The organism is Pseudoalteromonas sp. SW0106-04 (genome assembly GCF_001293805.1).
GTDB classification, from domain to species: Bacteria; Pseudomonadota; Gammaproteobacteria; order Enterobacterales; family Alteromonadaceae; genus Pseudoalteromonas; species Pseudoalteromonas ruthenica.
Window position 1 is genome coordinate 150,935 of record NZ_BCAI01000002.1, and the last position, 17,330, is coordinate 168,264.

At 49.1% G+C, this 17,330-nt stretch carries 17 protein-coding genes and 1 riboswitch; of the genes, 6 read left to right on the forward strand and 11 right to left on the reverse strand.

Going from position 1 to position 17,330, the window contains the following annotated elements:
- The first annotated feature begins 52 nt into the window (after nucleotides 1-52).
- Complete coding sequence (locus W04_RS03270) at nucleotides 53-976, forward strand: manganese-dependent inorganic pyrophosphatase (RefSeq protein WP_045979250.1); 924 nt, start codon at nucleotides 53-55, stop codon at nucleotides 974-976.
- Between the two features lie 47 nt (nucleotides 977-1,023).
- Here W04_RS03270 and W04_RS03275 read toward each other — a convergent pair whose 3' ends face one another.
- The 7 genes from W04_RS03275 to W04_RS03305 form a co-directional block, all read right to left on the reverse strand.
- Nucleotides 1,024-1,776 (reverse strand): HesA/MoeB/ThiF family protein, encoded by a 753-nt coding sequence (locus tag W04_RS03275; protein WP_053909790.1) that lies wholly within the window; start codon nucleotides 1,774-1,776, stop codon nucleotides 1,024-1,026.
- On the reverse strand, nucleotides 1,766-3,310 hold the full coding sequence (gene thiE, locus W04_RS03280) for a thiamine phosphate synthase (RefSeq protein ID WP_053909791.1): 1,545 nt from the start codon (nucleotides 3,308-3,310) through the stop codon (nucleotides 1,766-1,768). Before thiE ends, W04_RS03275 begins: the two co-directional genes overlap by 11 nt.
- On the reverse strand, nucleotides 3,307-4,104 hold the full coding sequence (locus tag W04_RS03285; RefSeq protein ID WP_053909792.1) for a thiazole synthase: 798 nt from the start codon (nucleotides 4,102-4,104) through the stop codon (nucleotides 3,307-3,309). The genes thiE and W04_RS03285 overlap by 4 nt, the downstream gene beginning before the upstream one ends.
- The gene (thiS, locus tag W04_RS18840; RefSeq protein WP_053909793.1) at nucleotides 4,105-4,302 is read right to left on the reverse strand and encodes a sulfur carrier protein ThiS; all 198 of its coding nucleotides are present in this window, start codon (nucleotides 4,300-4,302) and stop codon (nucleotides 4,105-4,107) included.
- A 15-nt stretch (nucleotides 4,303-4,317) separates the two neighbouring features.
- Entirely contained in the window at nucleotides 4,318-5,325 is a 1,008-nt protein-coding gene (locus tag W04_RS03295; RefSeq protein ID WP_053909794.1) for an FAD-dependent oxidoreductase, read from the reverse strand.
- Nucleotides 5,325-7,274, reverse strand: a complete 1,950-nt coding sequence (gene thiC / locus W04_RS03300) for a phosphomethylpyrimidine synthase ThiC (protein WP_053909795.1) — start codon at nucleotides 7,272-7,274, stop codon at nucleotides 5,325-5,327. Before thiC ends, W04_RS03295 begins: the two co-directional genes overlap by 1 nt.
- 116 nt (nucleotides 7,275-7,390) lie before the next feature.
- A riboswitch (TPP riboswitch) is annotated at nucleotides 7,391-7,494 on the reverse strand.
- A gap of 22 nt (nucleotides 7,495-7,516) precedes the next feature.
- The gene (locus W04_RS03305) at nucleotides 7,517-7,960 is read right to left on the reverse strand and encodes a YaiI/YqxD family protein (protein WP_045979243.1); all 444 of its coding nucleotides are present in this window, start codon (nucleotides 7,958-7,960) and stop codon (nucleotides 7,517-7,519) included.
- Nucleotides 7,961-8,207: 247 nt separating this feature from the next.
- Here W04_RS03305 and W04_RS03310 point away from each other — a divergent pair, with 247 nt between their 5' ends.
- Both W04_RS03310 and W04_RS03315 read left to right on the forward strand, forming a co-directional pair.
- Nucleotides 8,208-9,350 carry a DUF3103 family protein gene (locus W04_RS03310; protein WP_053909796.1) on the forward strand — a complete coding sequence of 381 codons (1,143 nt, stop codon included), beginning with the start codon at nucleotides 8,208-8,210 and terminating at the stop codon, nucleotides 9,348-9,350.
- Nucleotides 9,351-9,467: 117 nt separating this feature from the next.
- Entirely contained in the window at nucleotides 9,468-12,230 is a 2,763-nt protein-coding gene (locus W04_RS03315; RefSeq protein ID WP_053909797.1) for a prolyl oligopeptidase family serine peptidase, read from the forward strand.
- Between the two features lie 70 nt (nucleotides 12,231-12,300).
- Here W04_RS03315 and W04_RS03320 read toward each other — a convergent pair whose 3' ends face one another.
- From W04_RS03320 to zapB, 3 genes are read right to left on the reverse strand one after another with little or no spacing between them, the layout of a single operon-like run.
- Nucleotides 12,301-13,281, reverse strand: a complete 981-nt coding sequence (locus W04_RS03320; protein ID WP_053909798.1) for an MBL fold metallo-hydrolase — start codon at nucleotides 13,279-13,281, stop codon at nucleotides 12,301-12,303.
- Nucleotides 13,282-13,309: 28 nt separating this feature from the next.
- Nucleotides 13,310-13,600: a cell division protein ZapA gene (locus W04_RS03325; protein ID WP_022945437.1), complete on the reverse strand. Its 291-nt coding sequence runs from the start codon at nucleotides 13,598-13,600 to the stop codon at nucleotides 13,310-13,312.
- The gene (gene zapB, locus W04_RS03330; protein WP_053909799.1) at nucleotides 13,600-13,830 is read right to left on the reverse strand and encodes a cell division protein ZapB; all 231 of its coding nucleotides are present in this window, start codon (nucleotides 13,828-13,830) and stop codon (nucleotides 13,600-13,602) included. The genes W04_RS03325 and zapB overlap by 1 nt, the downstream gene beginning before the upstream one ends.
- A gap of 247 nt (nucleotides 13,831-14,077) precedes the next feature.
- On the opposite strand from zapB, the gene W04_RS03335 reads away from it, so the two are divergent.
- Nucleotides 14,078-14,917 (forward strand): 23S rRNA (adenine(2030)-N(6))-methyltransferase RlmJ, encoded by an 840-nt coding sequence (locus W04_RS03335; protein ID WP_053909800.1) that lies wholly within the window; start codon nucleotides 14,078-14,080, stop codon nucleotides 14,915-14,917.
- Between the two features lie 12 nt (nucleotides 14,918-14,929).
- On the opposite strand, the gene W04_RS03340 is transcribed toward W04_RS03335, so the two are convergent.
- Nucleotides 14,930-15,868, reverse strand: coding sequence for a cation diffusion facilitator family transporter (locus W04_RS03340; RefSeq protein WP_197275937.1), 939 nt, complete (start codon nucleotides 15,866-15,868; stop codon nucleotides 14,930-14,932).
- A gap of 90 nt (nucleotides 15,869-15,958) precedes the next feature.
- Between W04_RS03340 and trmL the strand changes: the two genes are divergently transcribed.
- Complete coding sequence (gene trmL / locus W04_RS03345) at nucleotides 15,959-16,423, forward strand: tRNA (uridine(34)/cytosine(34)/5-carboxymethylaminomethyluridine(34)-2'-O)-methyltransferase TrmL (RefSeq protein WP_053909801.1); 465 nt, start codon at nucleotides 15,959-15,961, stop codon at nucleotides 16,421-16,423.
- Between the two features lie 48 nt (nucleotides 16,424-16,471).
- Nucleotides 16,472-17,323, forward strand: coding sequence for a carboxylating nicotinate-nucleotide diphosphorylase (nadC, locus tag W04_RS03350; protein ID WP_053909802.1), 852 nt, complete (start codon nucleotides 16,472-16,474; stop codon nucleotides 17,321-17,323).
- The last annotated feature ends 7 nt before the right edge of the window (nucleotides 17,324-17,330 follow it).

Here is a 17,330-nt window from a genome sequence, read left to right on the forward strand (position 1 = left end):
CAGAGCTAAAAATTATTGCTACAATAACGGCAAAATATTTAGGAGAGTCGATATGGCAATGTATGTAGTGGGACACAAGATCCCTGATTCTGATTCGATCTGTGGTGCAATTGCACTGGCGTACTTAAAAAATCAAATTGGTGAAGAGGCGATCCCTACGCGTTTAGGCGAGGTATCACCGGAAACCCAGTTCATCCTTGACCGTTTTGGCTTCGAAGCGCCAGAACTGAAAATGAGCTACGCTGGGGAAGAGGTGTATATTGTTGATCACACAGAGAAAACTCAAGCCCCTGATGATATTGACCAAGCGACTGTAGTCGGCGTGGTCGATCACCACAAACTAGGCGATTTAACCACATCAACACCGCTTGAATGTTGGATTCGCCCGGTCGGCTGCTCAAACACCATCATTAAAATGATGTATGACTTCTACGGCGTCGATATTCCAAAAGATATCGCCGGTTTGATGATGTGCGCTATTTTAAGTGACACGGTGATTTTCAAGTCGCCGACTTGCACCACCGCCGATATCAAGTGTGTTGAGGCCCTTGCAGAGATCGCTGGTGTTGACGATGCCAAAGAGCTCGGCATGGAAATGTTCAAGGTTAAATCAGCCGTTGAAGGCACGCCAGTGCGTGATTTGGTCATGCGTGACTTTAAAGACTTCAATATGAATGGCAACCTAGTGGGCATCGGTCAGTTAGAGGTTATCGACCTGGCGGTATTTGACAACATAAAAGCCGAATTACATGCTGATCTTGCTAAGCTTAAAGAAGAGGGCAGCCGCCACAGTGTACTGTTGTTGCTCACCGACATCATGAACGAAGGCTCGCAAATGCTTATCGCTTCCGCTGATGAAGGCATCATCGAAAGAGCCTACGGCGAACAAGTCGCTGACTCTCAGGTATGGTTAGACGGCGTACTTAGTCGCAAAAAGCAGGTAGTGCCACCGCTTCAAGACGCATTTGCAGGTTAATCCCCGCTTTTTAGTATGTTAAGCCAGCAACCTCGCTGGCTTTTTTATTACCCGCAACAGGGGCACTGCGGGTCTTTCTGCAACTGTATTGCCCTATGGCGCAAAGTCTCGCCATCAACACAGTGCAACACGGCCGCTCCATTGCCCTTAAGCAAATAGTTAATGGCGAGCATAGCTTGTTGTGCACCAACAATGCCTAGCAAGGGCGAAATCACCCCGAGTGTGGCGCAATTGGCGGTGGGGTTATCACTGTGCGGCGGAAACAGGCAGGCATAACAGGGAGAAGTGCTATCGCCAAAGTCGAACAACGCAAGGTGTCCTTGGTGTCCCACCGCAGCGCCGCTGAGCAGCGGCACCTGCGCCTCTTTGCAGGTTTTATTGAGCAGATAACGGGTTTCAAAGTTATCACTGCAATCAAGCACTAAATCACACCCTGACAACGCCGTGCTTAGAGTGTGCGCGCTCGCCCGTTGGCACAGCGGCTCTAGGGTAATATCGCTATTTAAGCTAGCTAATACTTTATTCGCCGCCTTCGTTTTAGCTTGTCCGAGATGATTAAGCTTGAACAAAATTTGCCGCTGGAGGTTAGATAGCTCGACCTCATCATCATCCATAAACCGCACTTTACCCACGCCGCTGGCGGCAAGGTAAAGCAGCGCGGGGCTGCCTAAGCCGCCGCAACCGACCACCAGCACGGTGGCTTGCTTAAGGCGCAACTGCCCCGCTTCACCAACATCATCAAGCAATAACTGCCGGGCGTAACGGATACGTTCTTTGTTACTGAGTGCGTCACTGTTCACTGCGCCCGTCCTTGATTGCTTGCTGTAGCTGGGCAATCGCCTGTGCAGGATGCTCTGCTTCGGTTATCGCCCGAACCACGGCGACACTGCCAACACCGGTATTGACCACCGCAGCGATACGCGTCAAATCTATGCCACCAATGGCCACGGTAGGGTAATGAGCTTGCATCAATGGTACAAAGTGACGCAGCTTCTGCAGGCCCTGAATTTGCCCAGTCATATCCTTGGTGGTGGTTGGGTAAATCGCACCCAAGGCGATATAGCTGGGTCGGTAATTGTGCGCTAGCAGCATTTCATAAAAGCCATGAGTAGAGAGGCCTAAGCGCATGCCGGCATCTTGAATCGCGCGCAGGTTGGCATTATGTAAGTCCTGTTGCCCCAGATGCACACCATACGCGCCATGCTTTAACGCTAACTGCCAGTGATCATTAATAAACACCTGGGCATCGTGGGCACGCCCCAAGGCAATTGCCTGCTTGATAGCTTCTTCTAACTGCTCGCCATAAGAGTTTTTCATGCGCAGTTGCACGGTTTTGACACCGTGCTCCAAGCACAGCTGCAACCAATCAACACTGTCAACCACAGCGTAAAGCCCTAGTTGCTTGGGGCAAGGCGCGAATCCGGCGGCATAGTTAAAATCGGCAGCACATGGAAAATCAAGCTCATCGCCAAGCCAACTTCCGGGCTCGATCACTTGCGGAAAATCAGCAAGTTCACTAGGCCAACGCGTTTGCGCTACCGGGCCTATGCCTTCGCCGTAGCGCTGCGCGTTTTTCAACCCGGCATTGATATAGGCTTTGCCAAGAATAAAGGCATCTTTAAGCGGATACCCCTTAGCCAAGCAACTAGCAATAACGGACGACAACGTACACCCCGTGCCATGGCTGTGGGGAGTGGTGATGGTGGCGTTACCAAGCCAATACTCTTGTTCACCTTCACGGCAGTAATCAACACAATATCCTTGTGGGTAGTCCCAATGTCCGCCTTTAATCACCACACTTTTCGCCCCCCACTGCTGCAATCGTTTCGCTGCTTCACGTAACGCATCAGGGCCAATAAGGTATATGCCGGTAAGCATTTGCGTTTCGTGGACGTTGGGAGTGATTACATCAACCAAAGGCAATAAATGGGTTTTAATGGCATCGGCAATATCGTCTTGAGCGTCTTCCTCAATCAGACTATCACCACTTGTGGCAATGGCCACCGGGTCGTAAACCACATGAGGAGGGCACGACCAGTTGTCGCGATAATAACGTAAATGTTCGGCTACCAGTTGGATTTGCTGCACATTGGCGAGCATCCCTATCTTGATCGCTTGGGGACGAAGGTCATTGGCTAAGGCTTGCAATTGTGACTCCAGCACCGCCTGTGTCACTGGATTTAGTGCCTCCACGCCCAGGCTGTTTTGGGCTGTCAGTGCGGTAATGGCGCTACATCCATGCACAGAAAAGCTGTGCATCGCTTTTAAGTCGGCTTGAATGCCTGCGCCACCGCCGCTATCAGAGCCGGCAATGGTCCATACTACTTCACTCATATATCCTCACTCATTGTGTGCCATGCGGGCATGCCCAACGTCGGCGTTGACGGCACGGCGGTCGACTTTTCCACCATGGGCCCTGCTAAATAACTTTGTCTGCCAGCCACGGTGGCATTGGCAAAGGCTTGTGCCATCACCACAGGGTCGTTGGCTCCTGCTATGGCCGAGTTTAGTAGCACGGCATCCACACCCATTTCCATGGCTTGGCAGGCGTGAGAAGGCAACCCCAACCCGGCATCGACAATCAGCGTAACATCGGGTAAGCGCTCGCGAATAGTATGCAATGCATAGGGGTTTAATATGCCTTTGCCAGTACCGATGGGCGCAGCCCAAGGCATAATCACTTCACAGCCAGCGCTCACTAAACGCTGGCACACTACCAGATCATCGGTGCAATAAGGAAGCACCTTAAAACCCTGTGCCAATAATTGCTCAGCAGCTGTAACTAGGGCGATAGGGTCTGGCTGCAAGTTGTAGTCATCGCCAATGAGTTCGAGCTTTATCCAGTCGGTGGCGAAAACCTCACGACACATTTGTGCCAAGGTCATCACCTCTTGCACACTGTGGCAACCTGCGGTGTTGGGCAGCACCGTTAACCCGGTATCTTTGATCAGCTGCCAAAAGTCATCTCCTCCAGCGTGAGAGTTCTGCCGACGCAGAGACACCGTAACGATTTCACTGCCACTGGCGGCAATCGCTTGATGCATGCATTGCGGCGATGGGTATAAAGCGGAGCCAATCAGCAGCCGGCTGCTGAAGGACTGACCATAGATAGTCAAAGCGTCGCTCATCTAACCTCCTTGAATCGGTGCAAGGATATCCACTTTATCGCCTTCTTTCAGGGTGGTGTGCCCATAGTCTTGCTGCGCGACAAAGTGGCCATTAACAGCGGCGGCGAACGGCGGTTTAGCCGCAAACGCAGTGATTGCCTCACTCAATGCAGCCTGCTCTGGCACGGTAACAGGCGTTTCGTTTATATAAATCTGCATATCTTCACCTTGGTTTTATACGGCGGTATTAAACTGCGCCAATGCCCGCTTAACGACAATAGGCGCGAGCATGTAGCCATGACGATATAAGCCATTAATGCTAATCACCTTGCCTCTTTGCTCAATATGTGGACGGTTATCGTTATAGGCAGGGCGCAGCCCAGCACGCATCGACTCAACGGTGGCTTCAGCAAAGCCGCTATGGACACTGTAAGCTGCGGATAACAGCTCTAAGGTGGAGCGCACCGTGATAGCTCGGGTATCTTGTGATTCAATTTCGGTGGCGCCAATGACATAGCGATGCCCTGGCTTAGGAGCGATATAAATCGGATAACGCGGATGCATGAGCCGCACCGGCCGACTCAAGCGTACTTCCGGTGCATGCACTCTAGCGACCTCGCCACGGACACCCCGCAACGGGGTGTGCGCGGTTTTCGCTCCGATGCCGCGACAATCGATGACGGCTTGATAATCTTGTGCTGCGAGCGTTTCAACGTCTACATCGGCGTTAAAGGTAAAGCGCACGCCACGACGTTTTAGGCTGAGGTAGCTGTGCTGATAAAAGCCTTGATTGTCGAGCTGTCCCTCGCATGGCAGGTATAGCCCTTTGCCAAACCGCCCTGCAAGCTCAGGCTCCAGCGCCTGCAACTGAGCACCGGCAATGTCTTGCCCAGCAAAGCCCGCTAATGGCTTTAACTGTTTGCGGAAATGCGCCATGGCGCCCTGATCCTGGGGATAGGCAACAATAATACTGCCAGCTTGCTGAAACTGAACCGGTTCATCGAGCAAGGCCAAGAGTTTTGGCCATAATGCCAAAGCAGCAAGGCCATCCTCAGCGAGGTCTTGTTCACACAGTACCGATTCGGCCATTGGCGCAAGCATCGCAGCTGCCACGTGCCCAGCACTACTGTGGCCATGCTCATCACCGCGTTCAAACACGTCAATATCATAGTGCTGGGCAAGCAGTAGTGCGGCCACCCGGCCGCACACACCAAAGCCAACAATGGCTATTTTTTGGGCCATTAATATACCTTATGGTAGAGCTCGCTGCCTGAGGCTTTAAACTCTTCTGATTTCGCCTGCATTTGCGACTCAACATCAACCATGCGAATACTGATTTCCTCGCCAAGATTATTGGGGTCGATGCCTCTAGACTCCAGATCTTTGGCGTAATCACGTACTTCCTGAGTGATTTTCATAGAGCAGAATTTGGGCCCACACATCGAGCAAAAATGCGCGACTTTTCCTGACTCTTGCGGCAAGGTTTCATCGTGATACTCGCGCGCCCGGTCCGGGTCGAGACCCAAGTTGAATTGATCGAGCCAACGAAACTCGAAACGCGCTTTTGATAAGGCATTGTCCCGCTCCTGCGCCCCTGGGTGCCCTTTGGCCAAATCGGCTGCGTGGGCGGCTATCTTATAGGTGATTAAGCCTTCTTTAACATCTTCTTTGTTAGGCAGCCCCAAATGCTCTTTCGGCGTGACATAACACAACATCGCGCAGCCATACCAAGCGATTTGCGCCGCGCCAATGCCTGAAGTGAAGTGGTCGTAGCCCGGGGCAATATCGGTGGTTAGCGGACCTAAAGTATAAAACGGCGCCTCGCCGCAATGGGCTAACTGCTCGTCCATATTGTCTTTGATTAAATGCATCGGCACGTGACCCGGCCCTTCGATAAACACTTGCACATCATGCTGCCATGCTATTTTGGTAAGCTCGCCTAAGGTGCGTAGTTCACTGAATTGTGCTTCGTCATTGGCATCGGCAATCGACCCTGGACGCAGGCCATCGCCTAGCGAGAAGCAGATATCGTACTGCTTTAAAATTTCGCAAATGTCTTCAAAGTGGGTGTACAGGAAATTCTCTTGGTGATGCGCTAAGCACCATTTCGCCATAATAGACCCCCCTCGGGAGACAATACCCGTGACCCGCTTTGCGGTCATAGGCACATAACGTAATAGTACCCCAGCATGGATGGTAAAATAATCGATGCCTTGCTCGGCTTGTTCAATCAGCGTATCACGGAAGATTTCCCAGGTAAGATCTTCGGCCACGCCATTGACTTTCTCAAGCGCCTGATAAATCGGCACTGTGCCCACTGGCACCGGCGAATTACGGATCACCCATTCTCTGGTTTCGTGAATATAGCGCCCGGTTGATAAATCCATAATGGTGTCGGCCCCCCAGCGGGTGGACCACACGGTTTTTTCTACTTCTTCTTCGATGGATGAGCTAACCGACGAGTTACCGATGTTAGCATTCACTTTCACCAAGAAGTTACGCCCGATGATCATCGGCTCGGACTCGGGATGATTGATATTATTGGGGATCACTGCCCGCCCCCGTGCAACCTCATCACGGACAAACTCAGGGGTAATAAATTCGGGGATACTGGCACCAAAAGACTGACCTGGGTGCTGCTGAGCTAATAACTCTTTGCGCACCTCTGCTCGGCCCATATTCTCGCGAATAGCAATGTACTCCATTTCCGGGGTAACGATCCCTTGGCGAGCGTAATGCATTTGCGTGACATTTTTACCCGCCTTAGCACGGCGCACCTGCGGTAAATGCTCAAAGCGAATATGGTCAAGCCCTTCGTCAGCCATACGCTGCTGGGCAAACTGCGAGCTTTTATGATCTAATAGCTCGGTATCACCGCGCGCTGCAATCCAAGCCTGGCGGAATTTCGGCAGGCCTTTGCGCACATTGAGCTCAAAATCTGGATCCGTGTATGGCCCTGAGGTGTCGTAAACACGAATAGGGTCGTTTTTTTCGTAGATGGGATCTTCTTCACTGCCGCCAACAAAGGTATCGCTTAAGGCGATTTCCCGCATACCCACTCGCACTCCAGGCTGCGAGCCCTCAACATAGACTTTTTTGGAATTGGGGAAAGGCTGCCCCGTAAGATTGTGAATATATTCAGACGCCGCTTCGCGGCTTTGACGACGGCTTGGTTTGGTTTTTTGTGACATGACGCACCTCACTATTTTACTGAGTATTGGTCTTGTCTGGAGGCGATAGAGCCTGTGGTCCGCGCGCGCAAGCGCTGCTTTGGCTGGGCATGGTTTGTGCCATTACGGCACAAGCGTGCCGAGGCAAGCTTGTTCCCTACGCAGGTGTGAGCCTGATCAGGTTAACGGATCCCGCATTTGCGATCTCAGCCCTTCAGTTAGGGCACTCCGACAAGTATTCGCCAGCAGTCTAGCTTACAAACTCATTGTTGCGCAAGCCAGCGGTCAAGATGATTGGCAAATTGTTGTTTGTCTTGGGCGCTTAGGGGGGCTTGACCACCGGTTTGGATGCCGCTGCTTCTTAGGGTATCCATAAAATCACGCATATTAAGGCGCGACTTGATATTCTCTTTGGTGTACAACTCACCCCGTGTATTCAATGCTAATGCACCTTTATCAATCACTTCCGACGCTAATGGGATGTCGCTGGTGATCACCAACTCGCCAGCCTGCACTTGCTGTACGATTTCATTGTCAGCCACATCAAAACCCGGCATGACTTGCTGCATACGCAAGAAATCTGATGCTGGCAACCGCAGGTATTGGTTGGCAACAAAGACCGCTGTGGTTTTCGTGCGTACCGCAGCGCGGCAGATAATCTCGCGGATAGCGACGGGACACGCGTCGGCGTCAACCCAAATAGTCATGGCGTTTCTTCCTAATTAAATAGGTGTGCAGTATATCAAGTTTGTCAGTGGAGGTATGAAGTGATGCAAGAATAAGTATAAAGGATGAAAAATGAAGCGCTTTCCCCGCACTATTTACGTCCGTTTACACGCAGGATGCATTTCACTGCTCCGATGTGTTGACCCTGCAAAAGGTAAAAGGTTAAAAAAAGGTTAACACCCTACCTCAGGTGTACTTTTTGAAACTTGATCACACATGGAGCATAAAATGAAAAAACTATCACTACTGAGCTTAGCACTCGCCTCTACGCTGAGCCTTACCAGTCACGTCAGTGTTGCCTCACAAACAACCGCTGTCACCCAACAGGCACAGGCGGCCCACAGTGTATTCCAAAGCAAAAAAGCCCTTGCCAAAAACATTGCCAAAAATCTAAAGCAGCTACAACCGACCCTACAACAACAACTAAGTGCGTACTCGTTGGCAGTAAGTGCCGATAAGTTAGTGCCTAAAGACGCTCAAAGCGAGTTTGATTTGCAACAGCATAATGCTCAAATTCGTTCGCTAAAGGGCCTACCTGAACAGGGCGACAACCTATTACAACTGCGCCTAGCACATCGCAACATGCTTAATGACTGGCAGCAAGGCGAACCGGCGCTGGTCGCCTTTGCACCCAAGGGCGATGACAAACACTGGGATGTGGTAGAGGCGTATGACCAACAAGGACAGCTGCATTTACTCGATGCCTACACACTTCCTGATACGCCTGTTTTCATCGTCGAGCTTGACGCCAAAAAGACCCTTACTGAGGGGCTTGCGATAATGCGCTCGGTGCTAGCATCAAACCAACAACCGACGCTGCAAAGTAAACACAGCACCCAAGACGAACAACCGTTATCCACCACAGTGCTTAAACAAATCCGTGTTAATGATGATGAAGAGCCTTGGATTTCAGGTGCCGCTGAAGTGTACGCCATTGTCACGGGTGTGAGCCCGTCTCGCGATGAGCCAGTGCTAGACATTGTTGATATGCCCTACTTAGATCACGACGGCGAAAACTACTACCCAAACCAAGTGTTAATTCACTGGAATCGCTACCGTTGGCAAGCTGCGGATATCTTATTGATGGAGCAAGACGACAATACCAATTATAAAACTCTGGCGAGTAAGCTATTGGAAGTCGCCACAGCGGTACTGCGCGCAATTCCGAATCCTGACGCTCAGGGCTATGCCATTATTCCTCAGCTAACAAATGAGATTTTACAAGCAATGCCTGATGCATGGTTCACTAATGATGACGACTATGTAGACGTGTATTACACCTTACGTGAGGGGCAAACGTATCGTAACTATGCGGGCGCCAGCAACAACGCGAGGGTTACGCTGGAGCCACTCACTATCGACCCAAGATAAAACACTATGGCGCTGCTTAATGCAGCGCCTATCTCAAAAACTATCCACTTTATCGCGTTTGCTCGAATCTTCGCCTGTTACCGTTACAATAACTAAAAAAGCAAACAGGACGTGGTCATGAAACCTCAACTTACTTTTCTAACTGCTGTGCTGGCAGGTGCACTGGCGACGCCAGTGGCTGCTAAGCAGGCGTTGCAATTTAACGATGTCTTCGATTTCAAGTATCCGCAACACACCGTTTTGGGCGAGCAAGGTCAGTACCTTGCCTTTAGTGCCGAACCTTATCGCGGCGATGCTCAAGGTCAGGTGTATAACCTAGATAACAATGAACTTATTGCCACGGTGGCACGCGGTACAGCGGCACAGATTAATAAAAACAGCCAATGGGTGGCATTCACCCAAGTCCCCACCCTCTTGAATAAAGAAACCGCTGACAAAAAAGCGCGCAAAAAATTAAAAAACAACCTCGTCTTGGTCAATACCCAAACGGGTGCCCAGCAAAGTTTTGAGCAGGTGAAAGATTATCAACTCTCAGATGATGGTCGCTGGCTCGCCTATCGCCTCCACAGCAGCAGCGATCAAGATGCTGATAACGAAAAAGAAAAAGCCGATACTGGCGATGACCTGAATATTAGCGCTGATAAAAAAGATAAAACCTATGACTTAGTCATTGTGGATCTAACTAGCAACGAGCAGACACGCCTTGATTCAGTGTTCACTTATGCCATCAGCCATACCAGTGCAGGTATCGTCTTCAATCAACACAGCAGTGATGGCAGCAATAACAAAGTCAGCTATTTTGACTTTGCCACACAACGCACGGACTCGCTGATAGATGAGCCTGGGGTGACCGTTAGCACCATTGAATGGCACCCAGTACAAAACCTTGTGGCCTTTAATGTCGGCAATTATGTCAATGATGATACGCGCCGCCGCGACTACCGTACGATGTTGTGGCATGGCCAGCAAAACACCTTAGAAACGGTTCCAAGTCAATGGCAAGCGGGCAAGAAAGGCACACTGAGTTGGTCGGAAGATGGCGCTCGCCTGTACTTTACAACACGACCAAAGCTTGACGCCAAAGTGACCAAGAAAAAGTACCAAGACGCGCAGTCGTTGCGCGACTTCGACACCATAGTGGCTCAGGCGAATATTGAGGTATGGCACCACCAAGACCCAGAAATTAAACCGCGTGAAAAACAGCAATGGCAGAAAGAAAACAAATATCGCCATTATCAAGCGGTGTATCACCTCAATGGCAAAAAAGTGGTGCAACTGGCCGATAGGCAAGTGCCACAGGTGCGGTTAAACAAAAAAGCGGATCACCTCATTGGTTACTCTAACCTGCCCTATTTGCATGAAATGACCTACAAGGGCTTTTATAATGACTATTATGCCATTGATGTTCTCAACGCCAGCAAACGAGTCATCGTCAAAGCCCATCCACATCGCCCGAGTTTGTCACCAACAGGGCAACATGCGGTGTACTTTAGTGACCAAGGGTGGCAGCTAAAAGATTTAGCCACTAATAAAGTGACGCCACTGAGCAAAGCAGTGAATGCAGTATTCGCCGATGATAAGCATGATTACCCCTCCGAGGTAGACGGCTATGGTGTTGCTGGCTGGTATAAAGACGGCTCGAAGGTACTCATTAATTCTAAATACGATATTTGGGCCTTTGATGTTGAAAGTGGCGAAGCCCAAGTCTTAACGCAAGGGCAAGCAAAGCAGGTTCAGTATCGGGTAGTTAACCTTGACGATGATAAGCTTGGTTTTGATGACCAAGAGCAGCTGCTGCTACGCGCATTTAATGTGAATAATAAGCAGACCCACATAGGTGCACTGGATTTAGCAAATAACACTGTGCGTACACTTTTGGCTGGTGAAGCGCGCTTTGATGTAAAAATGAAGGCCAAACACGCTGATAAATACATTTTTACCAAGCAGAGTTATCACCAGTTTCCTGACTTTTGGCAGGCTGATGCCCAGCTAACAAACCCTCGCCAGATAACCGATCTGAACCCACAAATCAGTCAGTTTAAATGGGGGCAAAAGCCAGAACTAGTTAGTTACAAGGGCTACGATGGCGAGGACTTACAAGGCGTGCTGATTAAACCTGCGGACTACGTAGAAGGTGAGCAAGTGCCTGTGGTTATCTACTTTTACCGCTATATGAGCCAGCGACGTTACGACTTCCCAAAAATGGAGCTTAACCATCGCCCTAACTTCCCTATGTTTACATCGAACGGTTACGCGGTATTCTTGCCTGATATTCGCTTTGAGATTGGTAAACCTGGCCCCTCGTCCACTCAAACCATGATCAATGCCGCACAAAAGCTGATTGATATGGGCGTTGCCAAAAAAGATGCCATTGGCTTGCAAGGACACTCATGGGCCGGCTACCAAAGTGCCTTTATGGTAACACAAACCGATATGTTTAAAGCCGTTGTCTCGGGGGCGCCGGTATCGAATATGACCTCGGCATACAGCGGTATCCGCCTCAAATCAGGATTAGCGCGTCAATTCCAATATGAAACGGGGCAAAGCCGTATTGGTAAGGCACTGTATGAAGATGTCGATGCCTACATTGACAACTCACCGGTGTTTTTTGCTGATAAAATAAACACGCCAATTATGATTATGTTTGGCAATGAGGATGGCGCCGTGCCTTGGCAAGAAGGGATTCAGTACTATTTAGCATTGCGCCGCGCCGGGAAAGAGGTGATTTTCCTTGAATATGATGGCGAGCCACATCACCTGAAACAGTTCCCCAACCAAGTGGACTTTTCTATTCGCATGATGCAGTACTTTAATCATCACCTAAAAGGTGAACCAGCGCCACTGTGGATGACGCAAGGTGTCCCTTTTATTGAGGAATAATTAACGCCATAACACAGCAATACATTTGCGTTATAAGCCAACCCAAGCGGGTTGGCTTTTTTTATGTGTGCTATTGCCCTTGTGTGGCTTTGGCGCGCTGCAACCCTGCGGTTAAAAAGACGCGGTAAGCGCGCTGCTCTAACCCTGGCTCGCTAGGTGAAAAGTGTGTTGGAAAGCTTGCGACTAGCTGTTCGACACTTTGCTCAGGATGTTTATTTACGTGCTCAACAATGGCTATTAACCACACTTTTGGGATATTCAAGCTCGCTTTGCTATGTGCATCACCATGTCCTGGCAGAACTTGAGTGATATCCAGAGCCGCCAAATCATCGAAAGCGCGCAACCACTGCGAGAAATTTGCGTCCCCAGGGTAGGGCTGTATGTCGACCATATCCGCACCGGCGAGAAGCGCCTCTTGCTCAATATATACTATCAGGTCAGCATCGGTATGCGCTGCGTAGGGCATTATGTTGAGCTCGTAATTACCTAAATCCAATATGGTCTTTTTGTTTATTGCCAGCTGAGGTGATTGTAGCTCTAAATGCTGCCATTTATCTAAACGCGCTTTCGCCGCTGCTATTTTTTGCTGCCAAGGAGGCTGTTCTTGCTCGGGCAAGTTATTCATGCGGTGCTCGCTTAGAGCAATACTCTTGGCAAAACCATCTAAGCGTTCGTTGAGCTGGGCGTGAGCGAGATGAAACTGATCCTTGAGGTGTTGGTGGACGATAAGTTTAGCGTCCGGGTAATGGCTTTGTAACAGTGCCATCCCCAATAAATGGTCATCATGCGGGTGAGAAACTAACAAATAGCACAGTGGCACTTTTAGCTGCTTGTCTAACTTGCTAATGAAGCGCTCAGTTTGCGAAAACTCCCCCGGCGCATCGATTAATAAGGCGCATTCATCGCCTTGGATAAGCACCTGATTTGAATCATAGTACTTTAGCTTTTCATGTTGTTGGATAAAGTCGACATGAGCACTGATGCTGTGCCATTGCTGGGCATGGCTTACGGTGGTGGTGAGGGCTAATAATAAAAACAGAAATTGGCGCATAGGCTTCCCTTGGGCGCGACTATGCGCCTTATGATGTTGTTTCTAAGGCTGATGTCAGTTTGGAGCACAGTTGGCTCTGCATTTGTTGCTGCTCAGTGAGCTGCGACTTCGCTTCTAATAACTCATGGCACAGGTTGAGTGCTGCCATAAGTAACGCTTTGTCATCATTGCGCACCGCTGAGCGCTGACGCATATGTTCAACGCTCTCATTGAGGTGCTGTGCTGCATCAAGTAACGCCTGCTCTTGCCCAGGAGGACAAGCAAACTGATGCTCCCTACCGAGCAAATTGACCTTGACGCTGTGTCCGTCGTTACTCATTAACCCGCCGCGTTAGCCGACTGCAGTTTTTCCAGTAGGCTCGTTAATGTACTACTGGTTTCTTTCTGCTTTTCTTCGCTTTCTAGCACTTCTAGCTGCAAAGTTTCGTTTTCGTCCATTAGCTTAGTATTGTTTTCACGTAAGGTGGTCACTTCTTGCTGTAATTCACTGTTACGCTGAATCAATTTATCGACCAGTTGTTCGAGTTGGGAAAGGGTTTCTTGGTTCATAAAGGCGCTCTTTAAACTGTTGATTAGAATCTGCAAATGTAAAGCAATCTGCCCAGCGATGCTAGGGGGTGTAGCGTATTTCCTGTAAATTTTGCCAGTATTAACAGCGGGTTCATTTAAATCACCCAATATTCAGCAGCGGTTTATAGTAGCTGCTTATTAATCAATCACCCAAAGTACCCATCTAGCTCTGTTTATCTGGTGCAAATACAGTAAAATGACTATAAGTTCAGTTTTAGGAGCCGTTATGCTCAGTTATCGCCATTCTTTTCATGCTGGCAACCCCGCCGATGTGGTGAAGCACCTAGTGTTAGCACAAACACTGCAACACATGATCAAAAAAGATAAGCCCTTTGATTATATTGATACCCACTCGGGAGCCGGTTTTTTCGCCATCGACAATGCCGATATGCAGAAAACCCAAGAGTTTAATGATGGCATTGCTAAGCTGTGGCAGTATCAAGGTGATGTAGATGCGCTCGCGGATTATGTAGCCCTGATTAAGGGTATGAACGAGTCCGCTCAGTTACGTCATTACCCGGGTTCACCTAAGGTGGCTGAACACTACTTACGTAAGCAAGACAAAGGCTGGTTTTTTGAGCTGCACCCTCAAGACTTAAAATTACTGCAAAAAAATATGGCAGGTAAGCGCTCGTTACGAGTAAAAGATGAAAACGGCTTTAAAGGCTTGCTGGCACTGGTGCCGCCTCTTTCGCGCCGGGCATGTGTGTTAATGGACCCGCCATATGAAGTAAAGAGTGACTACGACAAAGCAGTCGATACCTTTATAAAAGCACATCAACGCTTTAGTACTGGCACTTATTTGTTATGGTACCCCGTGGTTGATCGCTCCCGCATTGAGCGCCTTGAGCAACGTTTTATTGACTCTGGTATTCGAAACATTCAATTGTTCGAGCTTGCCACCCAAGGCGATAGTGAAGAACGTGGCATGACCGCCTCAGGGATCATTGCCATCAACCCGCCTTACACGCTAAAAGCAACGATGCAACAGGTACTGCCGGAGTTAGTGAAGGTGCTCAGCGAGCAAGATGGGTTTTATCGTTGCGAGCAACTGGTTGATGAATAACCTGAAACAACACTAACAACTTGATTTGTTGACTACTGAAATTGGATCTTGGTGAATCAGCACATCAACTTCACCACCGAACTCAGGGTGTTTTTGTTCGCTAAACGCCTCTTGAATAAGTAGCGCTACCTCGTCCGCGACTTGGTGTGCCCTGATCAAAGGCATGTTGTCATCCAGTTCTAAATGAAGTTGCACAAAGCGTACTTTGCCGCCTTGGCGAGTACGCAAATCGTGCACCCCTAAAACTTGCGCGTGGCTTTTGGCAACTGCCACTATCTGCGTTTTTTCTTCATCGGGTAGTTCTTTGTCCATTAAATGCGCCGCACTCTCGGTACCTATTTGCCAAGCATTGTAAAGCAAGTAGGCAGCAACTAAGATGGCAAAAAATGGATCGGCACCGACAATACCGTAGTAGGACAACATCAGAGCAAGCAATACTGCTAAGTTCAGTAATAGATCACCCTTATAGTGCAGTGAATCGGCTTTTATCGCCACCGACTCAGTACGCTTAATAGATTGATATTGCACATAGACAACGATTAAGGTGCAAAAAATAGCAAAAATACTCACCCACACACCCAACAATGTATGATTGACAGTGACAGGGTTAATAAAGCGCTCGATGGCATGAAAGGCTAATAAGCAGCCACTGCCACTGATAAAAGCGGCTTGACCGAGACCAGCCAAAGCTTCCGCTTTACCATGACCAAAACGATGGTCGTCGTCAGCCGGTTTTAAGGCATAACTCAGAACAAAGAAGTTCATTAAGGTGGCGCTTATATCAAGCAGTGAGTCGGTCAGTGACCCTAGCATCGCGGCAGAGCCTGATGCCAACCACGCCCACGCTTTAGTTGCAATCATCAAACTAACCATAGCCAACGTAATCAAGTTAGCGAAGCGCACCCAAAAGTTGTAACCTCTTGCTGGGGTTGACGCGCCTTGGTTGTTCATAAAATGCACCTAGAGTTATCGAATCTATGCGTCATTTTAACCATCTTTGGTATACTCACGCCACTGTATCGCGCTCAGCTCAGAAGACTTATGTTAGACATTGTTTTATTTCAACCCGAAATCCCCCCTAATACTGGTAATATTATTCGCTTGTGTGCCAACACCGGCTACCGCTTACACTTAATAGAACCATTGGGGTTTGAGTGGGATGACAAACGCATTAAACGGGCAGGCTTGGATTATCACGAGTTCTCTAATGTGCAGCGCCATCCGAGCTTAGAAGCTTATATCGACGCCTGTGCCCCAAAACGTATTTACGCATGTACCACCAAAGGTACGCGCTTTCATCATGAAGTCGCCTATCAATCAGGTGACGCGCTGTTGTTTGGCCCCGAAACACGCGGGCTGCCTAGCGAAGTTATTGCCTCTTTACCTGCAGAGCAACGGGTACGTATCCCCATGCAAGCAAACAGCCGTAGTATGAACCTATCGAATGCAGTCGCGGTATTTGTTTATGAATCCTGGCGCCAACTCGACTTTGAGGGCGCCTGCTAAACGCACTGACGCTACATTCTCTAACCAGCTATATAAGAACTAGATATTATGACACCAAGCCAAGCACTGATTCGCCAACTCGTTCAACAAGCCCTTGATGAAGACTTAAATGGTCTCAGCCCAAGTGAAGGAGATATTACCGCACAGCTGATCCCTGAGCAGCAGCAGGCTAATGCCGATGTTATCACCCGAGAGGAAGCCATTTTTTGTGGCCAAGAGTTGGTAAAAGAAGTTTTTGCTCAAGTAGACCCCAGTGTCGAACTCACTTTTTTCGTCGCTGATGGGGATAAAGTGCGACCCGAGCAGCGCCTATTTAGCGCCAAAGGCAGCGCCCGAGCTATTTTGACCGCCGAGCGCACGGCACTTAACTTCGTACAAACGTTAAGTGCAACGGCCACAGCAGCTTATACCTATAGCCAAGTCCTGGCCAATTCCAATACTAAATTACTAGATACTCGTAAAACTATTCCAGGTTTACGTGCACTGCAAAAATACGCGGTCAAATGTGGCGGCGGAGTGAACCACCGTATCGGTTTGTTTGATGCATTCTTAATTAAAGAGAACCATATTGCGGCCTGTGGCACTATTGCTGCTGCGGTTTCCCAAGCCAAGCACAATCACGCGGATAAGCCCGTAGAAGTTGAAGTTGAGAATCTCGATGAGTTGCAACAAGCGCTCAGTGCTGGCGCGGACATTATCATGCTTGATAACTTTTCTTTAGCGGATGTAAATACAGCCGTTAAACTAACTAACAATTCAGCCAAGCTAGAAGTATCGGGCAATATCACTTTGGCAACTTTGCAACAGTACGCTAACGTTGGCGTAGACTACGTATCCAGTGGTGCCTTGACTAAACACATTGAAGCTGTTGATTTATCAATGCGTTTTCAACAACTATAGTGACTTT

What these genes read in the sequence shown, in the direction of transcription:
- W04_RS03320 (WP_053909798.1), bottom strand. Translation starts at nt 13,281, where the DNA reads ATGCGCCAATTTCTGTTTTTATTATTAGCCCTCACCACCACCGTAAGC.
- W04_RS03335 (WP_053909800.1), top strand. Translation starts at nt 14,078, where the DNA reads ATGCTCAGTTATCGCCATTCTTTTCATGCTGGCAACCCCGCCGATGTG.
- thiC (WP_053909795.1), bottom strand. Translation starts at nt 7,274, where the DNA reads ATGTCACAAAAAACCAAACCAAGCCGTCGTCAAAGCCGCGAAGCGGCG.
- W04_RS03325 (WP_022945437.1), bottom strand. Translation starts at nt 13,600, where the DNA reads ATGAGTAACGACGGACACAGCGTCAAGGTCAATTTGCTCGGTAGGGAG.
- W04_RS03310 (WP_053909796.1), top strand. Translation starts at nt 8,208, where the DNA reads ATGAAAAAACTATCACTACTGAGCTTAGCACTCGCCTCTACGCTGAGC.
- W04_RS03285 (WP_053909792.1), bottom strand. Translation starts at nt 4,104, where the DNA reads ATGAGCGACGCTTTGACTATCTATGGTCAGTCCTTCAGCAGCCGGCTG.
- thiS (WP_053909793.1), bottom strand. Translation starts at nt 4,302, where the DNA reads ATGCAGATTTATATAAACGAAACGCCTGTTACCGTGCCAGAGCAGGCT.
- W04_RS03270 (WP_045979250.1), top strand. Translation starts at nt 53, where the DNA reads ATGGCAATGTATGTAGTGGGACACAAGATCCCTGATTCTGATTCGATC.
- nadC (WP_053909802.1), top strand. Translation starts at nt 16,472, where the DNA reads ATGACACCAAGCCAAGCACTGATTCGCCAACTCGTTCAACAAGCCCTT.
- W04_RS03295 (WP_053909794.1), bottom strand. Translation starts at nt 5,325, where the DNA reads ATGGCCCAAAAAATAGCCATTGTTGGCTTTGGTGTGTGCGGCCGGGTG.
- thiE (WP_053909791.1), bottom strand. Translation starts at nt 3,310, where the DNA reads ATGAGTGAAGTAGTATGGACCATTGCCGGCTCTGATAGCGGCGGTGGC.
- W04_RS03315 (WP_053909797.1), top strand. Translation starts at nt 9,468, where the DNA reads ATGAAACCTCAACTTACTTTTCTAACTGCTGTGCTGGCAGGTGCACTG.
- trmL (WP_053909801.1), top strand. Translation starts at nt 15,959, where the DNA reads ATGTTAGACATTGTTTTATTTCAACCCGAAATCCCCCCTAATACTGGT.
- W04_RS03305 (WP_045979243.1), bottom strand. Translation starts at nt 7,960, where the DNA reads ATGACTATTTGGGTTGACGCCGACGCGTGTCCCGTCGCTATCCGCGAG.
- W04_RS03340 (WP_197275937.1), bottom strand. Translation starts at nt 15,868, where the DNA reads ATGAACAACCAAGGCGCGTCAACCCCAGCAAGAGGTTACAACTTTTGG.
- zapB (WP_053909799.1), bottom strand. Translation starts at nt 13,830, where the DNA reads ATGAACCAAGAAACCCTTTCCCAACTCGAACAACTGGTCGATAAATTG.